This window comes from Pantoea sp. SGAir0184, from assembly GCF_043544755.1.
Map to the genome: position 1 here is coordinate 4,001,321 of NZ_CP028050.1, position 21,192 is coordinate 4,022,512.

17 protein-coding genes, 4 tRNA genes and 5 other RNA genes are annotated in these 21,192 nt (G+C 58.5%); 3 read left to right on the forward strand and 23 right to left on the reverse strand.

The features are described 5' to 3' along the window. The first annotated feature begins 1 nt into the window (after position 1). Positions 2 to 1,198, forward strand: coding sequence for a protoheme IX biogenesis protein HemY (gene hemY, locus C1N60_RS18910; RefSeq protein ID WP_058775512.1), 1,197 nt, complete (start codon positions 2 to 4; stop codon positions 1,196 to 1,198). Between the two features lie 627 nt (positions 1,199 to 1,825). On the opposite strand, the gene C1N60_RS18915 is transcribed toward hemY, so the two are convergent. The 23 genes from C1N60_RS18915 to trxA all read right to left on the reverse strand — a co-directional run bounded on the left by C1N60_RS18915 (position 1,826) and on the right by trxA (position 18,265). Then, positions 1,826 to 1,955: non-coding RNA, RtT sRNA (locus C1N60_RS18915), on the reverse strand. Between the two features lie 36 nt (positions 1,956 to 1,991). Next, positions 1,992 to 2,121, reverse strand: a non-coding RNA gene (locus C1N60_RS18920) — RtT sRNA. Between the two features lie 36 nt (positions 2,122 to 2,157). After that, positions 2,158 to 2,287, reverse strand: a non-coding RNA gene (locus C1N60_RS18925) — RtT sRNA. A gap of 35 nt (positions 2,288 to 2,322) precedes the next feature. Further along, positions 2,323 to 2,452, reverse strand: a non-coding RNA gene (locus tag C1N60_RS18930) — RtT sRNA. 37 nt (positions 2,453 to 2,489) lie between these two features. Further along, a non-coding RNA gene (locus C1N60_RS18935) (RtT sRNA) lies at positions 2,490 to 2,619 on the reverse strand. A 38-nt stretch (positions 2,620 to 2,657) separates the two neighbouring features. After that, positions 2,658 to 2,734 (reverse strand) — tRNA-Pro (locus C1N60_RS18940). Positions 2,735 to 2,770: 36 nt separating this feature from the next. Beyond that, a tRNA-Leu gene (locus C1N60_RS18945) sits at positions 2,771 to 2,857 on the reverse strand. Positions 2,858 to 2,873: 16 nt separating this feature from the next. Continuing rightward, positions 2,874 to 2,949, reverse strand: a tRNA-His gene (locus C1N60_RS18950). A gap of 90 nt (positions 2,950 to 3,039) precedes the next feature. Next, a tRNA-Arg gene (locus C1N60_RS18955) sits at positions 3,040 to 3,116 on the reverse strand. A 159-nt stretch (positions 3,117 to 3,275) separates the two neighbouring features. Then, positions 3,276 to 4,010: a lipopolysaccharide N-acetylmannosaminouronosyltransferase gene (gene wecG, locus C1N60_RS18960; RefSeq protein WP_021506979.1), complete on the reverse strand. Its 735-nt coding sequence runs from the start codon at positions 4,008 to 4,010 to the stop codon at positions 3,276 to 3,278. 28 nt (positions 4,011 to 4,038) lie between these two features. Continuing rightward, complete coding sequence (gene wzyE, locus C1N60_RS18965) at positions 4,039 to 5,388, reverse strand: ECA oligosaccharide polymerase (protein WP_394521188.1); 1,350 nt, start codon at positions 5,386 to 5,388, stop codon at positions 4,039 to 4,041. Next, complete coding sequence (locus C1N60_RS18970) at positions 5,385 to 6,455, reverse strand: TDP-N-acetylfucosamine:lipid II N-acetylfucosaminyltransferase (RefSeq protein ID WP_058775511.1); 1,071 nt, start codon at positions 6,453 to 6,455, stop codon at positions 5,385 to 5,387. Before C1N60_RS18970 ends, wzyE begins: the two co-directional genes overlap by 4 nt. Further along, entirely contained in the window at positions 6,452 to 7,705 is a 1,254-nt protein-coding gene (wzxE, locus tag C1N60_RS18975) for a lipid III flippase WzxE (RefSeq protein ID WP_394521189.1), read from the reverse strand. The genes C1N60_RS18970 and wzxE overlap by 4 nt, the downstream gene beginning before the upstream one ends. Continuing rightward, positions 7,705 to 8,835, reverse strand: coding sequence for a dTDP-4-amino-4,6-dideoxygalactose transaminase (gene rffA, locus C1N60_RS18980; RefSeq protein ID WP_394521190.1), 1,131 nt, complete (start codon positions 8,833 to 8,835; stop codon positions 7,705 to 7,707). The genes wzxE and rffA overlap by 1 nt, the downstream gene beginning before the upstream one ends. Continuing rightward, entirely contained in the window at positions 8,835 to 9,530 is a 696-nt protein-coding gene (gene rffC, locus C1N60_RS18985) for a dTDP-4-amino-4,6-dideoxy-D-galactose acyltransferase (RefSeq protein WP_394521191.1), read from the reverse strand. The genes rffA and rffC overlap by 1 nt, the downstream gene beginning before the upstream one ends. After that, a complete protein-coding gene (rfbA, locus tag C1N60_RS18990; protein ID WP_021506985.1) occupies positions 9,508 to 10,389 on the reverse strand; it encodes a glucose-1-phosphate thymidylyltransferase RfbA in 882 nt (293 codons plus the stop codon). Before rfbA ends, rffC begins: the two co-directional genes overlap by 23 nt. Positions 10,390 to 10,412: 23 nt before the next feature. Further along, positions 10,413 to 11,489 carry a dTDP-glucose 4,6-dehydratase gene (gene rfbB, locus C1N60_RS18995; RefSeq protein WP_394521192.1) on the reverse strand — a complete coding sequence of 359 codons (1,077 nt, stop codon included), beginning with the start codon at positions 11,487 to 11,489 and terminating at the stop codon, positions 10,413 to 10,415. Continuing rightward, positions 11,486 to 12,745 carry a UDP-N-acetyl-D-mannosamine dehydrogenase gene (wecC, locus tag C1N60_RS19000; protein ID WP_394521193.1) on the reverse strand — a complete coding sequence of 420 codons (1,260 nt, stop codon included), beginning with the start codon at positions 12,743 to 12,745 and terminating at the stop codon, positions 11,486 to 11,488. The genes rfbB and wecC overlap by 4 nt, the downstream gene beginning before the upstream one ends. 2 nt (positions 12,746 to 12,747) lie before the next feature. Beyond that, positions 12,748 to 13,872: a non-hydrolyzing UDP-N-acetylglucosamine 2-epimerase gene (wecB, locus tag C1N60_RS19005; protein WP_058758100.1), complete on the reverse strand. Its 1,125-nt coding sequence runs from the start codon at positions 13,870 to 13,872 to the stop codon at positions 12,748 to 12,750. A 10-nt stretch (positions 13,873 to 13,882) separates the two neighbouring features. Next, positions 13,883 to 14,932, reverse strand: coding sequence for an ECA polysaccharide chain length modulation protein (gene wzzE / locus C1N60_RS19010; RefSeq protein ID WP_264249800.1), 1,050 nt, complete (start codon positions 14,930 to 14,932; stop codon positions 13,883 to 13,885). A gap of 37 nt (positions 14,933 to 14,969) precedes the next feature. Next, positions 14,970 to 16,046 carry a UDP-N-acetylglucosamine--undecaprenyl-phosphate N-acetylglucosaminephosphotransferase gene (gene wecA / locus C1N60_RS19015; protein ID WP_021506990.1) on the reverse strand — a complete coding sequence of 359 codons (1,077 nt, stop codon included), beginning with the start codon at positions 16,044 to 16,046 and terminating at the stop codon, positions 14,970 to 14,972. Positions 16,047 to 16,326: 280 nt separating this feature from the next. Then, a complete protein-coding gene (gene rho, locus C1N60_RS19020) occupies positions 16,327 to 17,586 on the reverse strand; it encodes a transcription termination factor Rho (protein WP_021506991.1) in 1,260 nt (419 codons plus the stop codon). 346 nt (positions 17,587 to 17,932) lie between these two features. Continuing rightward, positions 17,933 to 18,265, reverse strand: a complete 333-nt coding sequence (gene trxA, locus C1N60_RS19025) for a thioredoxin TrxA (RefSeq protein ID WP_021313352.1) — start codon at positions 18,263 to 18,265, stop codon at positions 17,933 to 17,935. 116 nt (positions 18,266 to 18,381) lie between these two features. On the opposite strand from trxA, the gene rhlB reads away from it, so the two are divergent. Further along, the gene (rhlB, locus tag C1N60_RS19030) at positions 18,382 to 19,677 is read left to right on the forward strand and encodes an ATP-dependent RNA helicase RhlB (protein ID WP_031279615.1); all 1,296 of its coding nucleotides are present in this window, start codon (positions 18,382 to 18,384) and stop codon (positions 19,675 to 19,677) included. A 6-nt stretch (positions 19,678 to 19,683) separates the two neighbouring features. Beyond that, entirely contained in the window at positions 19,684 to 21,168 is a 1,485-nt protein-coding gene (gene ppx, locus C1N60_RS19035; protein WP_031279616.1) for an exopolyphosphatase, read from the forward strand. The last annotated feature ends 24 nt before the right edge of the window (positions 21,169 to 21,192 follow it).

Genomic DNA, 21,192 nt, shown 5'->3' on the forward strand with positions numbered 1-21,192 from the left:
CATGCTGAAAGTATTGGTGCTTTTCCTGCTGCTGATTGCCGGCATTGTGCTGGGACCGATGGTTGCCGGCCATCAGGGCTACGTGCTGATCCAGACCGATAACTGGAACATTGAGACCAGCGTCACCGGTCTGGCCATCATCCTGATTCTCAGCCTGCTGGTAATTCTGCTGGTCGAATGGATTCTGCGTCGCCTGTTCCGCACCGGCGCCCGCACCCGCGGCTGGTTCACCGGGCGGAAACGTCGCAGCGCTCAGCGTCACACGCAAAGCGCGCTGATGAAGCTGGCGGAAGGTGATTACCGTCAGGTAGAAAAGCTGCTGTCAAAGAATGCCGATCACGCCGATCAGCCGGTGGCGAACTATCTGCTGGCGGCGGAAGCAGCGCAGCAGCGTGGCGATGAAATCCGTGCTAACCAGCATCTGGAGCGCGCCTCTGAGCTCTCCGAGAACGATACCATTCCGGTTGAGATCACCCGCGTGCGCCTGCAGCTGGCGCGTAATGAAGATCACGCCGCACGTCACGGTATTGATCGCCTGCTGGAAGTGGCGCCGCGCCATCCGGAAGTGCTGCGTCTGGCCGAGCAGGCTTATATCCGCACCGGCGCCTGGGGCGCACTGCTGGATATCCTGCCCTCCATGCAGAAGGCGCAGATTAACGATGAGAACCAGCGTAACGCGCTGCAGCAGCAGGCGTGGCTGGGTCTGATGAATCAGGCCATGGCCGATCAGGGCAGCGAAGGCCTGAAAAAATGGTGGCAGAACCAGAGTCGCAAAACCCGTCAGGAGACCGCGCTGCAGGTGGCGATGGCTGAGCATTTGATCGAGTGCGACGATCCGGACACCGCGCAAAGCATCGTGCTGGAAGGGCTGAAGCGTCAGTATGACGATCGGCTGGTGCTGCTGATGCCGCGCATCAAAAGCGGTGACCCGCAGGCACTGGAGAAAGCGCTGCGTCAGCAGATTAAACAGCACGGTGCCACGCCGCTGTTGCACAGCACGCTCGGCCAGCTGCTGATGCGCCACGGTGAATGGCAGCAGGCCGCAGAAGCCTTCCAGCAGGCGCTGGCACAGCGTCCGGATGGCTTTGACTACGCCTGGCTGGCGGACGTTTACGATCGCCTGCATCGCCCGGAAGACGCGGCTAAAATGCGTCGCGAAGGTCTGTTACTGACGCTGAAGAACAATCCTGGCGCCTGATTTTACAGTTGTTATTTTTGTGCACGCCGGGCCAGTCCCGGCTTTTTTTTGCCTCAAAGAGCGTGCAGGGAATACGGCATCAATCCGTGAACGGCAGATAAAAAAACACCTGCCAGAAGCAGGTGTAAGATCAGGTCGGTAAGACAACTGATGGTATCCGACTCAACGTAATGTCCTTCTTACTGCAGTAGCGCGTGCACGTTACTGCCAGCTGGACAACGGATACCGTAAGGGGCTCTGCATCATTCCCAGGTTTATGTAGCATTAGCAAACATAAGAGGTGGAATGAGCATCTACGCTGAGATTATTGCACAAAGCGTGCCAGAATGGCATGAATCACGGGAAGTTATTTTATATCAGTCATTTAGCCAGCAGTAAGGGACAGAGCGCGGCAGCAACGTCGGGAATTTGCGACACACCTGCTTAAAGCTGTCTCCGCTGAGCGACAGGCTGTGCAAGGAAAGGTAAGACTATTAAAAATCAGCAGGTTATATGTCGCGTAATAGCGACAACTTCCCCGACTGCTCTTCCTTCGCTGCGCTCGGCTCAAACCTCCTTCGGAGGTTCTCATCCTCTTTTACTACGAACGAAAAAAGCCCGCTTTTTGCAAAGCGGGCTTTTCGAATATGGTCGGCGAGAGAGGATTACGCTTCTCTGCGAGAAGCGCCCTGCGGGCCGTTGCTGACGCAACGTTGTCTCGCTTCGCTCGGCTCAAACCTCCTTCGGAGGTTCTCATCCTCTTTTGCTACAGACGAAAAAAACCTGCTTTTTTCAAAGCAGGTTTCATGAATGATGGTCGGCGAGAGAGGATTACGCTTCTCTGCGAGAAGCGCCCTGCGGGCCGTTGCTGACGCAACGTTGTCTCGCTGCGCCCGGCTCAAACCTCCTTCGGAGGTTCTCATCCTCTTTTGCTACAGACGAAAAAAACCTGCTTTTTTCAAAGCAGGTTTCATGAATGATGGTCGGCGAGAGAGGATTACGCTTCTCTGCGAGAAGCGCCCTGCGGGCCGTTGCTGACGCAACGTTGTCTCGCTGCGCTCGGCTCAAACCTCCTTCGGAGGTTCTCATCCTCTTTTACTACGAACGAAAAAAGCCCGCTTTTTGCAAAGCGGGCTTTTCGAATATGGTCGGCGAGAGAGGATTACGCTTCTCTGCGAGAAGCGCCCTGCGGGCCGTTGCTGACGCAACGTTGTCTCGCTTCGCTCGGCTCAAACCTCCTTCGGAGGTTCTCATCCTCTTTTGCTACAGACGAAAAAAAACCTGCTTTTTGCAAAGCAGGTTTCTTAAATGATGGTCGGCGAGAGAGGATTACGCTTCTCTGCGAGAAGCGCCCTGCGGGCCGTTGCTGACGCAACGTTGTCTCGCTGCGCTCGGCTCAAACCTCCTTCGGAGGTTCTCATCCTCTATTTCCTACAGACGAAAAAAAACCTGTTTTTTGCAAAGCAGGTTTCTTAAATGATGGTCGGCGAGAGAGGATTCGAACCTCCGACCCACTGGTCCCAAACCAGTTGCGCTACCAAGCTGCGCTACTCGCCGATTTTGTACTGCCTGTTACTGCTTACTCGTTTTGCCTGGTGCGAAGAGAGGGACTTGAACCCTCACGTCCGTAAGAACACTAACACCTGAAGCTAGCGCGTCTACCAATTCCGCCACCTTCGCATGTCCCAGCAAAATCTGGGGTGGCTAATGGGACTCGAACCCACGACAACTGGAATCACAATCCAGGGCTCTACCAACTGAGCTATAGCCACCATAATTCTGGTGCGTAAGCGTAACCGCTTACTTAATGCACTGCATAACGCGGTTAAACCAACCACCGAAGCTCTTGCGCACAAACTAAATGGCGCGCCCGACAGGATTCGAACCTGAGACCTCTGCCTCCGGAGGGCAGCGCTCTATCCAGCTGAGCTACGGGCGCGTAGCGCCGTTGCGGATGGGCATACTACGTATTTGACTCCAGGCTGTCCAGTGCTTTTTCATAAAAAAATCGCGTTTGCTTACGCTTTGTGCATTCCGTCGATAAATAACGCAATTTGCCTGCTTAACCTGCCGGAATTACAGCACTATTCCTGCCGCGTTACAGATCGCCGCGCCAGTGATAGCGTAAATATTTCAGCAGTTTTAACTGACGGCGCCAGCGTGACGGCTGGCGTATCAGGCGATACAGCCACTCCAGCCCTAATTGCTGCCAGATGCGCGGCGCACGCGTGACGTGGCCGGTAAAGACGTCATAGGTGCCGCCGACGCCCATATACAGCGCGTGCGGCCAGTGTTCGCGGCAGTCGCGCATCAGCAGCTCCTGGCGCGGCGATCCCTGCGCCACGGTCACAATCTGCGCCCCGCTGGCGGCAATGCGCGCAAATAGCGCCTCGCGTTCGGCTGGAGCGAAGTAGCCGTTCTGGCTGCCCACGATGTTGACATTCCACTGACGGCGTAATTTATCGCAGGTTTCCTGCAGTACCTGCTCACGCCCGCCGATTAAAAACACCGGAATACCGCTGCGGCCCGCCTGTTCCATCAGCGCTTCCCACAGATCGGCGCCGGCGATGCGGTTCACCGTCAGCTGCGGGTATTTTTTACGCAGCGAACGCACAATGCTGATGCCGTCCGGGTATTTGATCTCCGCGGCGGCGATCAGCGCGCGCAGCTGGGCATCCTCTTCCAGCGTCAGCATCTTTTCAGCGTTGATCGCCACCAGCGTGCCGCTGCGCGGCTTGCCGTCCGGCAGCAGAAAGTGAAGAAAGCTCGCCATATCGGCGAAAGCGTGTAAATCGATGCCGCGCAGGGTATAACGCGGATGATCGGTTTCCATGGTCGGTATTTCCCGTCAGGCCCGGAGGTTAAGCAGAGCGCGATAAAACTGGCTCCGCGCGTGGGCGAATCAGCCCGGCACGCGCTAACAGCCAGAAAAGTAACTTCGCCAGCCCAACGCAGGCGGCGAAAATCAGGCAAAAGAACACCACGCGCGAGCCGAAGGCATCCAGCCCTTCGCGCGCCAGCACGATCATATTGAACACCGCGCCAAAGCAGAAGCTTTGCAAAATGGCACCGCTGTAGCGGTTGCCGGCTTCGCGCCCCTGCTGGTAGAGAGAATCAAACCCTTTCATCAACAGCCCGACCGCTATCGCCCCAAGGGGAATAAAGCCTGCGCCGCCCATGATCAGCAGCGAACCGAGCAACGTGGGCGAAATCGCCAGCCCGGAGTGATTATTCAGCACTTCCCAGGTGAAATAGTTGGCGCTGTTGAGCACCATTGAGGGCCGATCCGGCCACAGCCAGCCAGGGATAAACACGTAGAAATCACGCCAGATCGGTGCCAGCCCCTGAAAATCGATTTTGTCGTAATTCTGCAGCAGCAGCGCAAGGTTTTCCCACGGCGAAAAGGTGTCGCGCGTCAGATAGAGAAACGTGTAAAACGCTTCATCGCCCACCACATCCAGATTGTAACGACGCAGCGCCAGCCAGAACATGCCGCCAATCGCCATCACGCCGGCCCCCACCAGCATCCACAGCGTAATCCAGCCGCGCGTAATGCCGATGAACAGGAACAGCGCAAAGGCGATGATGATATTGGCGCGCGTCCCGCCCACCAGCGCATAGGTCAGCAGACCAAACGCCACCGTGATCAGCAAAAACAGCAGCCACTGGCGCTGGGTAGGATTAAGGAAATAGCGGATCAGCATCGCCGGAATGAAGAAGTAGAAAAAACGCTTGAGCGCCACGCCGGACACTTCGCTGGAGAAGATCTGGTTATAGGCCGACAGCCGGAACAGCAGCAGGCCGTTATGCATAAAGAACACCGTGACGGTTCCCACCGCCACCAGCGCCAGCAGCAGGCAGGTCAGATGGGTTTCCACCCGGTTCATCGTCAGCCAGGGTTTGCGCGGCGCCGCCTGCGCAGGCCGCAGCCGCAGCCGCACTTTGTAGCTGACGTAATAGATGGCGTAGAAACTGGTGGCGGCCAGCAGCGCCTGCAGCAGATAGTCTGCCGGCACCACGCTGACGTTAAAGCGGAATACCAGCACGCTGGTCAGCGGAAAGCCAAAGTAAAAGGTCAGTAAAAACAGCAGGGTAAAGAACAGGTGGAAATTAAAACGCACCCGTTTAAATTCGCGCCAGGTCAGCGTCAGAATGAAGCCCAGCGAAAACAGATACACCACCAGCAGACCACTAAACTGCAGCAGGCTCATGTCGACTCCCTTTCACTCTCCGCCAGGGCGTGGCGCCATCCCGCCAGATAGCCCGGGGCAAAAAAGGCGATAGCGGAACGATCGCACTGCGCCAGCTGACGCTGCGCCTCCGCCACGCGCGTGCGATCCAGCGCATCAGCGCTAAATAACACCGGCAGCCCCTGCTCGCTCAGGTCACGCCAGAACGGATTCTTACGGTTAACCACAAACGGAATGCCGGCCTGAATCAGCAGGCACAGCGTACCGATGCCCTGCTGACGCTCGAACATAAAATAACCGAGCTGACAGCGACTCAGCAATTGCAGATAGGCAGTGAAGTCGATTTTGTCGCGCAGCAGCGTCACCTGGCCGCGCGGAAACAGGCGCTGCGCGGCAGCATCAATCTCATCGATGTACTCATAGTTGCTGGCCGGATAACCGAGCGGGATCACCACGTTAACCTGCTCACCAAACTGGCGGCGAATCGCCTGCAATCCTTCAATGTGCCGGTTGCTGCGATCGCCCGAGTTGCCGAGCAGAATGGTAAAGCTGTCGCTGGCGGCAGGTGCGGGTATCGCGGCCTCCGGCATACGCGTTGGAAAATAGAGCAGCGAAGTGGGCACGCGCGGATGGCGCTGCTGGAAAAAGTGCAGATCGCCGCGCGTGGCAAACACCTGCGCCATGCGCCCCTGGGCGATACGCCGCAGCAGATAAAACAGGCGGTACTTCAGCCCGGCGCCCTCTTCATAGAGATCGGCGCCCCAGACGTGCCAGAACGCCTGCTGTCGCCGCAGCTTGCCGCTGAGCAGCGCCAGCCACAGGCGCGGATTGAACTGGCCATGAAAGAAGAAGCGCTGACGGCGATCGGCGGCGCGTGCGATCACCGCCTGCGCCAGCGCGCGCTTGCTGGGATACACGTCGATCTGCAGCTGGGGATAGGCCAGCAGGGTATCCGGCGCGGCCGATACCACCATAAACTGACGCGGCGCGTCGGCTGGCGATTCAACGCTCATGACGTCGTTAAAGAAGCGCAGCAGCGTGTGATTGTGATGCGGGATATCGGAGCCCAGCACGTGAAATAGCGTCATTTTTTCCGGCAATAAATCAAGAAAGCGCCACAGCAAAGGGCAAAGTAGAGCACGTAGGTCGCCATGTAAGCCTGCGCCGCGCCCGCCGTTCCGTGCAGTGGGATCAGCCAGTACGCAAAGGCGGTCAGCAGCACAAACTGGCTGATTTCCGTGAGAATATAAAAGCGCAGTGAGGCTTTGGCGATCACCAGGTATCCGAAAACATAGGCGCCTACTTTAAAGACGTCACCGCACAACTGCCAGACAAAAAGATCGCGCATTGCGCTGAACTGCGGGGAAAACAGCAGCCAGATGGCGACATCGCGCAGCAGCCAGACGCAAAAGCTGGCCACCGCCACCGCCGGCAGCACAAAGCGCAGTGCGCGGCCAATTTCGCGCGCGATGTCAGCTTTATGCTCCAGCCGCGCCAGCGTTGGCAGCAGCCAGACGCTGAACGTGGCGGTGATAAATTGCAGATACGCATCGGAGATGCTGGTGACGCCCTGCCACAGACCGACCTGTGCCCAGCCCTGCTGCTGCGCCAGCAGATTACGCATCATCACCCAGGCTACCGGCAGGGTCACGGCCGTCATCAGCGCCATCAGGGTAAATTTGGCCAGATTACGCGCCAGCGCCGGCTGCCACTGTGGCATCAGCCAGCGCAGCGGCAGTTCCTCGCGGTGGCGTCGCAGCATCCACAGCGCCGGCCCGACCAGCAGCGCCGGCACCAGCGCCAGCCCGACCAGCGCACCGGCATAGCCACCCAGCCACCAGCACAGCACATAACCCACCACGCCGATCAGGCTGCCGGCGATCAGCGCCAGCGCGTTACCGCGCGCATCGCGAAAACCTTTCAGCAGCGCCAGTGTCAGGTTGGCCCAGGCAATGCCCAGCTGCAAAAAGGCGACGATACGCACCACGTTTTGCCAGGCGGCGTGACCAAACAGCGCCTGGCTGATGGGCTCCGCCGCCAGCAGAAACAGCAGCGCCAGCAGCGTGGAAAACCCCAGCACCATTGCTGACGCGGTGCCGGTCACGGCACGCAGCTGCGCCGGCTGCTGGCGGAACTGCGCAACATAGGTGGTTACGCCGTTAAAGATACCCGCGCCGGCCAGCACGCCGAGCACGGTAATCAGCTGGCGAAAGTTACCCGCCTGGCCGACGCCCTCGGGGCCGAAGCTCACCGCCAGCAGTTTCACCACCAGCAGGCCAGCGACAATTTTCACCAGCGTGGACGAGGCGGTCCACACTGAGGCTCTGGCTAACGACATCAGGCAAAGAAGCTCAGCAGCGAACTGATTACCGTACGCTGGTTGTTGTCCGACAGGTTGTAGAACAGCGGCAGCCGCAGCAGGCGCTCGCTCTCGCGCGTAGTGAACGCATCCATACCGTGGAAGCGGCCAAAACGCGTGCCGGCCGGTGAGGAGTGCAGCGGGATATAGTGGAACACGGTGAGGATCTCCGCTTCCTTCATCCAGTTAATCAGCGCCTGGCGATCCTCGCTATCGCGCAATTTGAGATAGAACATGTGGGCGTTGTGACGGCAACTGGCCGGCACCGCCGGTAACGCAATGCGTCCGCTGGCCGCCAGCGGCTGCAGCGCGTCGTAATAGTTTTGCCACAGGCGCAGACGCTGCTGGTTGATGCGTTCCGCCGCTTCCAGCTGTGCCCACAGATAAGCCGCCTGCAAATCCGCCATCAGGTAGCTGGAACCAATATCGCGCCAGGTATATTTATCCACCTGTCCGCGGAAGAACTGGCTGCGGTTGGTGCCTTTTTCGCGGATGATCTCCGCACGCTCGATCAGTTTCGCCTCGTTGATCAGCGTAGCGCCGCCTTCACCGCCGGCGGTGTAGTTTTTCGTCTCATGGAAGCTAAAGCAGCCAATATGGCCGATGGTGCCCAGCGCGCGCCCTTTGTACTGCGACATCACGCCCTGCGCCGCATCTTCAATCACATACAGCTGGTGCTTCGCCGCCAATGCCATGATGGTATCCATCTCGCACGCCACGCCCGCGTAATGTACCGGCACGATGGCGCGCGTTTTCGGCGTGATTGCTGCTTCAATCTGCGTTTCGTCGATATTCAGCGTATCCGGACGCACGTCGACGAACACAATGGTGGCACCGCGCAGCACGAAGGCGTTGGCGGTGGAGACAAAGGTGTAGCTCGGCATGATCACTTCATCGCCGGGCTGGATATCGATCAGCAGCGCGGCCATCTCCAGCGAAGCGGTGCACGAGGGCGTCAGCAGCACTTTTTTGCTGCCAAAATGCTGCTCCATCCACTGCTGACAGCGCCGGGTAAAGCCGCCGTCGCCGCACAGCTTGCCGCTGGCCATCGCCGACTGCATATAGTCAACTTCGGTGCCCACAACCGGGGGCGCGTTAAATGGGATCATCAGGCTTTCCTGTAAAACCAGTAGGCGGTGCTTTCCAGCCGGGCACCGCTGCGTAAATAGAGGCGCATCGCCGTAAGATTGCTGAGTTGGGTTGCGACCCGCAGACGCTCGAGCTGGCGCACCCGGCCCCAGTCGGCAGCTGCCAGCAGCAAACGCTGACCGACGCCGTTGCCCTGCGCCGCCGGCAGCACCGCCAGCAGACCGATACGCGCATCACCGGCGACTTCGCGCATGGAGACGAAACCCTGCAGCGCGCCCTGCTCGTCGCAGGCGATCAGACACTGGTGATCAAAAGTGCCGCGCACCGCGTTCTCAATCCACTGTGCGTAGAAGCGGCCGCTGTCTTCAGCGTCAAACCAGGGGGCACGAAAACGGCTCTGGCTAAACGCCTGGGCCGCTGCCGCGCGCAGCTGCGGGATCTGCGCTTCGCGCGCGATGCGCACGCCGGTCTGCCGTTCGGTGCGTTTGATATTGATCGCCAGATCCGCTTCGCCTTCCACCAGCTGGAAACCGTGCTGGCTCAGCGCATCTATCGCCGCGCTGTCCTGCGCCGGCACCCTAACCTGCCACAGCGTGTAAGGCTGCTGCAGCGCCTCGGCCAGCGGCACATCGCCATCCAGCGTCAGCCGCGCCGTGGCGCAGCGGAAGAAGTCGCTCTCCCACGCAAGGGGATCAATACTGACGCGGACGGGCATGCAGAATATCCAGCAAATACTGGCCGTAGCCGGTTTTGGTCAACGCCTGTGCCGCTGCCAGCAGCTGCTCATCGCTCAGCCAGCCGTTGCGCCAGGCAATCTCTTCAAGGCAGGCAATTTTAAAGCCCTGGCGTTTCTCCACCGTTTGCACGAACACGCTGGCCTCAATCAGGCTGTCGTGGGTGCCGGTGTCCAGCCAGGCAAAGCCGCGCCCCAGCAGCTCCACCGCCAGTTCGCCCTGCTCCAGATACATCTGGTTGATGGCGGTAATTTCCAGCTCGCCGCGCGCCGAGGGCTGCACCTGCTTCGCAAACTCCACCACGCGGTTGTCGTAAAAGTAGAGGCCGGTGACTGCCCAGCGCGATTTCGGCTGCTGCGGCTTCTCTTCAATCGACAGCGCGTTGAAGTCGTCATCAAACTCCACCACGCCAAAACGTTCCGGATCCATGACCTGATAGGCAAAGACCGTGGCACCGTGGCTGCGCGCGGCCACCTTTTTCAGTTTCGGACTGAAGCCCTGGCCGAAGTAGAGATTGTCGCCCAGCACCAGACAACAGCTGTCGTCGCCAATAAAGGATTCACCGATGATAAAGGCCTGCGCCAGGCCATCCGGGCTCGGCTGCTCGGCATACTGCAGCTGCAGGCCAAATTCACTGCCATCCCCCAGCAGCCGCTCAAAATGGGCGCGATCATCCGGCGTGGTAATAATAAGAATGTCGCGAATCCCCGCCAGCATCAGCACCGACAGCGGATAGTAGATCATCGGTTTGTCGTACACCGGCAGCAGCTGCTTGGATATCGCCCGGGTTATCGGGTGCAGGCGCGTGCCCGAGCCACCGGCTAAGATGATACCTTTCATCGTTGCTCCTCCTGCATGCGCGCTTAACGCGGGGTGGCTAAGCCCAGACGCTCGCCGCGATAACTGCCGTTGAGAATCGCCTGCCACCACTGCGGATTGGCCAGATACCACTGCACGGTTTTGCGGATGCCGCTGTCGAATGTTTCCTGCGGCGTCCAGCCCAGTTCACGGGCGATTTTACTGGCATCAATGGCATAGCGCAGGTCGTGGCCGGGACGATCGTGAACAAAGGTGATCAGTTCCCGGTAGCTGCTCAGCCCGGCAGCGCGCTGTTGCGGTGCCAGCTCATCCAGCAAATCACACAGCGTCTCCACCACCTCAATATTGCGCCGCTCGTTGTGGCCGCCAATGTTGTAGGTCTCGCCCACTTTGCCGCTGCTGACCACGGTGTACAGCGCGCGGGCGTGATCTTCCACATACAGCCAGTCACGAACCTGGCTGCCGTTGCCGTACACCGGCAGCGGCTTACCGGCCAGCGCATTGATAATGGTGAGGGGAATCAGTTTTTCCGGGAAATGGTAAGGCCCGTAGTTGTTGGAACAGTTGGTGACCACCACAGGCAGTCCGTAGGTGCGCAGCCACGCGCGCACCAGATGGTCGCTGCTGGCTTTGGTCGCCGAGTAAGGGCTGCTCGGGGCGTACGGCGTGGTTTCGGTAAAGAAATCTTCCGTGCCGTGCAGATCGCCAAACACTTCGTCGGTGGAGATATGGTGCAGGATGAAGCCCTTCTTGCGCTCATCCGTCATGCCGTTCCAGTAATGGCGCGTCGCCTCCAGCAGCTGGTAGGTGCCGACAATGTTGGTTTCGACAAAGGCGATTGGCCCGTCAATCGAGCGGTCCACGTGACTCTCTGCCGCCAGATGCATGATGCAGTCCGGCTGGTACTGCGCCAGCACGCGATCCAGCGCGGCGCGGTCGCAGATATCAACCTGCTCAAAGGCAAAGCGCGCATCCTGCTCAACCGGCGCCAGCGACGCCAGATTGCCGGCATAGCTCAGCTTATCCACCACCACCACACGATGGTCGGTGCTGGCAATCAGGAAGCGCACCAGCGCGGAGCCAATAAACCCGGCGCCGCCGGTGACTAAAAACTGTTTCATCGCCAGACTCCTTTGGTATCGACAATCCACGGCTGCGTCACCTGCTCTGCGGCCACGGCGCGGAACTGCGCATGATCGACCAGCATCACCAGGATATCAGCGTGCTGCAGCGCCTCAGCCATCGACACCAGCGTAGCGCGATCGGCGAGCTGCGGCGGAATGTCTGCCACATGCGGCTCGACCACCCAGCTGCGGCCGCTGTGCCAGCCCGCAATGCGCTGCGCCACCGCCATCGCCGGGCTTTCGCGCAGGTCGTCAATATTGGGCTTGAAGGCCAGACCGAAGCAGGCGATGGTCACGTCGGCGGCACGCTTGCCGCTGGCGGTCAGGCACTCGGCCAGCGCCTGTTTGACCTGCTCCAGCACCCAGCCCGGTTTGGCATCGTTGACCTCACGTGCCGTGCGGATCAGCCTGGCCTGCTGCGGGTTTTGCGCCACGATAAACCACGGATCGACCGCAATACAGTGGCCGCCGACGCCCGGCCCCGGCTGCAGGATGTTGACGCGCGGATGGCGATTCGCCAGCGCGATCAGTTCCCACACGTTGATCCCCTGTTCGGCGCAGATCAGCGACAGTTCGTTGGCAAAGGCGATATTCACATCGCGGAAACTGTTTTCCGTCAGCTTGCACATCTCCGCGGTGCGCGCGTTGGTTTCCACGCACTCGCCGCGCAGAAAAATGCGATACAGCTCGCTGGCGCGCGCCGAACAGGCCGGCGTCATTCCGCCGATCACGCGGTCATTTTCCAGCAGCTCGACCATCACTTTCCCCGGCAGCACGCGCTCGGGGCAGTAAGCGATAAACACGTCAGGCTGCTCGCCGTGCTGCGGGAAGCGCAGATCCGGGCGCGCCGCCGCCAGCCATTGCGCCATCTGTTCAGTGGCGCCCACCGGCGAGGTTGATTCGAGGATCACCAGATCGCCGGCCTTCAGCACCGGCGCAATCGACAGCGCGGCCGCCTGCACGTAGCTGAGATCCGGCTGATGATCGCCGACAAACGGCGTCGGCACGGCAATCAGAAAGGCGTCGGCAGCTTCAGGCTGGGTGGTGGCGCGCAGGTTGCCGTTGTGCACCGCTGCACGTACTACGTCACCCAGTTCAGGCTCGACGATATGAATTTCGCCGCGATTAATGGTTTCCACCGCGCGCGCATTGATATCCACGCCGATGACCTGTTTCCCGTGCGAAGCAAAAACGGCTGCCGTCGGCAGCCCAATGTAGCCCAGTCCGATAACGGAAATGGTTGAAAAACGCATAGTTAAACTCTGTGTTGTTTAAGTGCCTGCAGGATGCGCGCGCAGGCATGGCCGTCGCCATACGGATTGTGCGCGCGGCTCATCGCCTGCCACGCCTCGTCGTCCTGCAATAGCAGGCTGACTTCAGCAACAATTTTATTCACGTCGGTGCCGACCAGCTTCACCGTACCGGCCGCGACCGCTTCCGGCCGCTCGGTGGTTTCACGCATCACCAGCACCGGTTTGCCCAGCGACGGCGCCTCTTCCTGGATACCACCGGAATCGGTAAGAATCAGCCAGGCGCGATTCATCAGCCAGACAAACGGCAGGTACTCCTGCGGCTCAATCAGAATGATGTTGTTGATACCGCTCAGAATACGGTTCACCGGCTCGCTGACGTTAGGGTTGAGGTGCACCGGATAGACAATTTGCAGCTGCGGATGCTGACGCGCCAGCTGCGCCAGCGCGCTGCAGATGCGTTCAAAGCCTTCGCCAAAGCTTTCGCGCCGATGGCCGGTAACCAGAATCAGCTTTTTACCGGCCTCAAGGAACGGGTAACGCGCCGCCAGGCGGGCATTGAGATCGGCATCATCCAGCACCCGATCGCGTACCCACAGCAGCGCATCGATCACCGTATTGCCAGTGACGAAAATGCGCGCGTCGGGCAGATTTTCGCGCAGCAGGTTTTGCCGCGAATTTTCTGTCGGCGTGAAGTGATAGCTGGCGAGATGGCCGGTCAGGGTACGGTTGGCCTCCTCCGGCCACGGTGACATCAGGTTACCGGTCCGCAGACCCGCCTCAACGTGGCCCACCGGAATCTGATGGTAAAACGCGGCCAGGCTGGCGGCAAAGGTGGTAGTGGTATCGCCGTGCACCAGCACGACATCCGGCTGGAAGTCTGCCAGCACGGTCTTCATACCCTGCAAAATGCGGCTGGTGATCTCGGTCAGCCCCTGCTCGGGCCGCATAATATTGAGGTCATAGTCGGGCTGCAGCCGGAACAGGCGCAGTACCTGGTCAAGCATTTCACGATGCTGTGCCGTCACGCACAGGCGCGATTCGAAGGCAGCATCCTGCGCCAGTGCCTGCACCAGCGGAGCCATTTTGATCGCTTCAGGGCGCGTGCCAAATACAGTCAGAACTTTCACGCGGATTCTCTTAGTGACGGTTGGCGAATGTTGCACGCGGACGACGCACCAGCGCTACGCCGGCACCCACCAGCGCACCGATCGCGCCCCACATCACCATCATAAACAGACGACGTGGGCTATCGCGGCTGACCGGCTCTTCCGGCGTGCGCAGGTAACGGTAGGTCTGGAACGGTTTATCCAGGCGCGGCCCGGCCTGCAGTGTGTTGAGCATCGCCCTGTTTTGATCATAGCTTAAATCGTAAGCAGGTCCGCTGGCTTGCAGAGTATCCAGCTGCGCCTGCAGCATCTGCTGCCCCAGCAGGAAGCGATCGCTGTCCGGCAGCGCTTCACCGCTGACCGGCGCGCGGTTTTCTTTAATGCCCTGCTGGCTGGCTACTTTCAGCGCCTGCTCGATGCGCTGGCGACGGCGATCAAACACCGCCTGTGCCACTTCCTGCTGACGACTGACCTGCGCCTGCAGCTGCACGCTGCGCGCCTGCCACGCACCTTTGAGCTCATCGTTGAGATGGCGCGCGGCGCGTTCGCTGGCATAGGCAATGTACTGCCGCAGCAGATTGTTGGCGTCGCCGGCGGTCTCCGCGATCAGCTTAATGTTATCCAGCGTATTGTGGGTGGCATCGGCCGGGGTGAACTGAATGTTGGTGATCAGATCGTCGAGCAGCGCGGCATCATTGTGCGCATTACCGCTTTTGCGGCTCTTATAGTAATCAGTCTGCAGCCAGAAATCGCGACGCGTATCCCACGACGCCAGCTGCATGGTGAACTCCTGATAGACCTCATCCATCACCGTCGGTGCTGGCGTATTCAGGCTGACGGTCTCGTTGCGCACATCCAGATTATTGAGGAACTGCTGCTGCACAAAGAATGCGCCCAGCATATTCACCGTCGGCCGATCGGTCACCGCGGTGGCGCTCCAGGATTGCTTCATTAACATGGAAGCCAGCCACGCCAGCAGCGCAAACATCAGCGCCAGGCCAATAATCCAGCCTTTGCCGCGCCACAGCGTGCAGCCGAGGCCGCGTACATCCAGTTCGTTCTCCACAACGACAGAGGTCATAACAAAAGTGTCCTTATCCGGGTACTTATCTGGGTAATTATTTTTTCTCTTCGCCGCTGCTTTGCCAGCGACGTTTGATACGACGGATTTTGCGCGCGACGCGCCATGCATGTTTCAGGCAATAACCGTAAAGGAGGAAAGCAGCGAGGAACAGCGCCAGCATGACCCACTCGGGAATAAATGCCAGATATTCGCCCAGCACGCCAATCCCGGCCAGCAGCGCGGCGGCCACGGTAATCAATAAAAATGCCTGGCGGGAGGTAAAACCGGCCCGCATGATCAGGTGATGGATATGCTGACGATCGGCCGAGAACGGGCTCATGCCCTTGCGCAGGCGACGATACATGATCGCCACCATGTCCATCAGCGGAATAGCAATCAGCCACAGGGCGGTGACTGGCGTAATGGGATGGCTGAGGCCCTGTGTCGTTTCCAGCAGAATCCAGATGATGGTGAAGCCGATCATGGTACTGCCGGCATCACCCATAAACACTTTATAACGGCGGCCTAAAAAGCCGAGATTAAGCAGAATGTAGGGAATAGTGGCGGCGATCATCGCGAAGCACCACATCGCCAGGCTGGTCTGTCCGTCAAAGTAGAGGATGATGCCCATCGCGGCGAAGGTGACGCAGGATAAGCCACCCAGCAGACCATCAATACCGTCCACCATATTGAAAGCATTGATCGCTGCCCATACCGCGAACAGCGTCAGCACATAGCCGAAAGGCCCGACGATCAGCTCGACCGGACCAATGATAAACCCCAGGCTCAGTAAATAGAGTTTTGCCCCGACCATCATCACGATGGCAATCGCCGCCTGAACCACGGCACGGATTTTGACGCTGATATCAAAGCGGTCATCGAGCGCGCCGACCAGCACCAGTACCCCGGCGCAGAAGAGGTACAATACGGCGTGCGGCAGGTAATAATTTGAGATGGCAAAGGCGAAGCAAATCCCCGCATACACGGAGATACCGCCGACTAACGGAATGGCGCCATGGTGTCGTTTTCTGGAATTCGGCGTGTCCACAAGCCCAATTTTTTTAGCCGCTTTACGAGCAAAAAACAGGAACGCTAAAGAAAAAAGAAAAACTAAACCAAGCTCAGTACTCATAGTGAGTAAATTCACGTTAACGCTCTCAGCTAAAATCATGGACAACAATAAGCAATTTTCCCGCCATTGCTGTATATCCCTGGTCTAAATTCTGTCGCAGCGCGTGCGTTTGCTGAAAAAACCGCCGCTTTGCTGCCTCAGTCAATATGTCTGCTTCCTGACAGGCATAATCCTAATGCCCACAAATGAAAAACGCCACGTTAAGACGTGGCGTTAGTCATAAATCCTGGCAATTTGTGCCGTTAGCCGGCTGGCTCAGGCCGTTACCGGCGGCAACAGATTACGAGCGTTTCATCATATCGAAGAATTCGTCGTTGGTTTTGGTCATTGCCAGTTTATTGATGAGGAACTCCATCGCGTCGATTTCACCCATCGGATGGATGATTTTGCGCAGGATCCACATCTTCTGCAGCTCTTCCTGAGAGGTGAGCAGCTCTTCTTTACGCGTACCGGAACGGTTGTAATCGATAGCCGGGAACACGCGCTTCTCAGCGATTTTACGTGACAGGTGCAGTTCCATGTTACCTGTACCTTTAAACTCTTCGTAAATCACTTCGTCCATCTTCGAACCGGTATCAACCAGCGCGGTGGCGATGATGGTCAGGCTGCCGCCCTCTTCCACGTTACGTGCCGCACCGAAGAAACGCTTCGGACGATGCAGGGCGTTGGCGTCAACACCACCGGTCAGGACTTTACCCGACGCCGGCACTACGGTGTTGTAGGCGCGCGCCAGACGGGTGATGGAGTCCAGCAGGATGATAACGTCTTTTTTGTGCTCGACCAGGCGCTTAGCCTTCTCGATCACCATCTCTGCAACCTGCACGTGACGCGAGGCCGGTTCGTCAAAGGTAGACGCGATAACTTCGCCTTTCACCAGACGCTGCATTTCGGTTACTTCTTCCGGACGCTCGTCAATCAGCAGCACCATCAGCACGCAGTCAGGATAGTTGTACGCGATGCTCTGCGCGATGTTCTGCAGCAGCATGGTTTTACCGGCTTTCGGCGGTGCGACGATCAGACCACGCTGACCACGACCGATTGGCGATGCCAGATCCAGCACGCGCGCCGTCAGGTCTTCGGTCGAACCGTTACCACGCTCCATGCGCAGACGGTTGTTCGCGTGCAGCGGCGTCAGGTTTTCAAACAGAATCTTGCTACGGGCGTTTTCTGGCTTGTCGTAGTTAACTTCGTTAACTTTCAGCAGCGCAAAATAGCGTTCACCTTCTTTCGGTGGGCGGATTTTGCCAGAAATGGTGTCACCAGTGCGGAGGTTGAAGCGGCGGATTTGGCTGGGAGAAACGTAGATATCATCGGGACCGGCGAGGTAGGAGCTGTCTCCGGAGCGGAGGAAACCAAATCCATCCTGCAGTATCTCCAGCACACCATCACCGAAGATGTCTTCGCCGCTCTTCGCGTGTTGTTTCAGGATGGCGAAAATAATGTCCTGTTTGCGCATACGCGCCAGGTTTTCCAGCCCCATATTTTCGCCGAGAGTAATCAGCTCAGAAACCGGCGTATTCTTTAATTCGGTAAGATTCATAGTGATGGGTTCTTAAACTCGGGGTAATTCTCGAAATGTTTGTCGTGAATGGTATGGCAAAAATTCCATGCCTGTTAATGGCTCTTTTTCAACGCTGCTCGACGGTTATCGTCAGATGTGGCGATAGGAAGCGAGGAGACGGTCGAAAGGTGATGCCGAATGTGCTAGCCGTCAGATTGCCAAACCACGAAAACGTTCAATGCGAGCTGGGTCTGACAAGGGAAAACTTTAGATGCAAACTACAAGGTAAGTGCGTAATGCAGTGAGGTCAACTTAACACGCCTGAAGGGAGACGTCCAGCAGTGGCGAAAAAATTCACCACTGCCGAACAAACACCGCGCCGGGCTTAGGCCAGGTTAGCGTTCAGGAACTCTTTCAGCTGACCTTTAGACAGCGCACCCACTTTGGTCGCCGCCACTTCGCCGTTCTTGAACAGCAGCAGGGTCGGGATACCGCGAATACCGTATTTTGGCGCAGTACCTGGGTTTTCATCAATGTTCAGCTTGGCGATGGTAAGCTTACCGTCGTACTCTTCTGCGACTTCGTCGAGAATCGGGGCGATCATTTTGCAAGGACCACACCATTCAGCCCAGAAATCTACCAGCGTCACACCGTCGGCTTTCAGCACGTCAGTGTCGAAACTGTCATCGGTCAGGTGAACGATTTTATCGCTGCTCATGTTTAACTCCAAAGATTATGCCTGGCGAATTGGCGTAAAATATACCAACGTAGGTTGACTTTATTTCATCGGATACGCTTTCGTAAAGCGATAGTAAGCTGATATTCTACCACACTATGAGCAAAACACACTTAACAGAACAGAAGTTTTCCGACTTCGCCCTGCACCCACAGGTAGTGGAAGCCCTTGATAAGAAAGGCTTTCATAACTGCACGCCGATTCAGGCGCTCGCGTTGCCTTTTGCGCTTTCAGGGCGTGATGTCGCGGGTCAGGCGCAAACCGGTACCGGCAAAACGATGGCGTTCCTGACGTCAACGTTTCATTATCTTCTTTCTCATCCTGCTGCTGAAGGCCGCCAGGTTAATCAGCCACGCGCGCTGATCATGGCACCGACGCGTGAGCTTGCGGTGCAGATTCATGCCGATGCCGAGCCGCTGGCGCAGGCCACCGGTCTGAAGCTGGGCCTGGCCTATGGCGGCGATGGCTATGACAAGCAGCTGAAAGTGCTGGCAGACGGCGTCGATATTCTGGTGGGCACCACCGGACGCCTGATTGACTACGCCAAACAAAATCACATCAACCTCGGCGCCATTCAGGTCGTGGTACTGGATGAAGCAGATCGCATGTTCGATCTCGGCTTCATTAAAGACATTCGCTGGCTGTTCCGCCGCATGCCGCCGGCCACCCAGCGCCTGAGTATGCTGTTCTCGGCCACGCTTTCTTATCGCGTACGTGAACTGGCGTTCGAGCACATGAACAACGCCGAATACGTTGAAGTTGAGCCCGAGCAGAAAACCGGCCACCGCATTAAAGAAGAGCTGTTTTACCCTTCGAACGAAGAGAAGATGCGTCTGCTGCAGACCCTGCTGGAAGAAGAGTGGCCGGACCGCGCCATCGTCTTCGCCAACACCAAGCACCGCTGTGAAGATATCTGGGGCCACCTGGCTGCCGATGGTCACCGCGTGGGCCTGCTGACCGGCGACGTGGCGCAGAAAAAACGCCTGCGCATTCTGGACGACTTCACCAAAGGTGATGTGGATATCCTCGTTGCCACCGACGTCGCCGCGCGCGGCCTGCACATCCCGGCAGTTACGCACGTCTTCAACTACGACCTGCCGGACGATCGCGAAGATTACGTGCACCGCATTGGCCGTACCGGTCGTGCTGGCGCCAGCGGTCACTCCATCAGCCTGGCCTGTGAAGAGTACGCGCTTAACCTGCCGGCGATTGAAGAGTACATCGGTCACGGTATTCCGGTGAGCAAGTACAACAGCGACGCCCTGCTGAGCGACCTGCCGCCACCGAAACGCCTGCAGCGTAACCGCTCGGGCAACGGTCCACGTCGCGGTGGCAACAACAGCAACCGTCGCGGCGGTGCCCCGCGCAACAACAACCGTAAACGTTCGGGTTAAGCACACATGCTAAGCGCATCGTCACTTTATGCTGCGATTGATTTAGGTTCTAACAGCTTTCATATGTTGGTGGTGCGCGAAGTGTCCGGCAGTATTCAGACCGTCGCGCGAATTAAACGCAAGGTGCGTCTGGCGGCAGGTCTTGATGCGGCCAACCATCTCTCGGCTGAGGCGATGCAGCGCGGCTGGCAGTGCCTGCGTCTGTTCTCCGAACAGTTGCAGGACATTCCCCCGGAACAAATCCGCGTGGTGGCAACCGCCACGCTGCGCATTGCCAGCAACGCGCAGGATTTTCTGACTCAGGCGGAACAGATTCTCGGCTGTGCGGTGAACGTCATCAGCGGCGAGGAAGAAGCGCGCCTGATCTATCAGGGTGTTGCGCACACCACCGGCGGCTCTGACCAGCGCCTGGTGGTCGATATCGGCGGCGGCAGCACCGAGCTGGTGACCGGCGAAGGTGCGCACGCCACGACGCTGTTTAGCCTGTCGATGGGCTGTGTGACCTGGCTGGAGCGCTTCTTCAGCGATCGTCATCTCGCCAAAGAGAACTTTGCCCAGGCCGAACAGGCCGCACGTGAAATGATCCGTCCGATTGCGCCGGCACTGCGAGAGAAAGGCTGGCAGATTTGCGTGGGCGCGTCCGGCACTGTCCAGGCGCTGCAGGAGATCATGGTGGCGCAGGGCATGGATGAGCGCATCACCCTGAGCAAACTGCAGCAGCTTAAGCAGCGTGCCATTCAGTGCGGCAAGCTGGAGGAGCTGGAGATTGAAGGGCTGACGCTGGAGCGCGCGCTGGTGTTTCCCAGCGGCCTGTCGATTCTGATCGCCATTTTCCACGAGCTGAGCATTGAGAGCATGACGCTGGCCGGCGGCGCACTGCGCGAAGGGCTGGTGTACGGCATGCTGCATCTGCCGATTGACCGCGATATTCGCAGCCGCACGCTGCAGAACGTTCAGCGTCGTTTCGCCATTGATGTTGAGCAGGCGGGCCGCGTGCGCCAGCTGGCAGAGAGCTTTTTCCGTCAGGTGAGCAGCAGCTGGAAGCTGGATCAGCGATGTCGCGATTTACTCCTCAGCGCCTGTTCAATCCACGAAATTGGCCTGAGCGTCGATTTCCGCCAGGCACCGCAGCACGCCGCGTATCTGATTCGCCATCTCGATCTTCCTGGTTTCACCCCCGCACAGAAAAAAATGCTGGCCTGCCTGCTGCAGAACCAGAGCGGCAGCATTGATCTGGCGCTGCTGACGCAGCAAAACGCCGTGCCGCCGCGCATGGCAGAGCGGCTGAGCCGTCTGCTGCGGCTGGCAATCATCTTCTCCAGCCGGCGGCGCGACGACACGCTGCCGGCGGTGCGTCTGCAGGCGGATGATGATGCGCTGCATCTGACGCTGCCGGCAGGCTGGCTGGCTGCGCATCCGCTGCGCGCCGAGCTGCTGGAGCAGGAGAGCCATTACCAGTCGTATGTGCACTGGCTGCTGACGATTTCCTGATCGAACCTGCTGCTGCATTGAAAA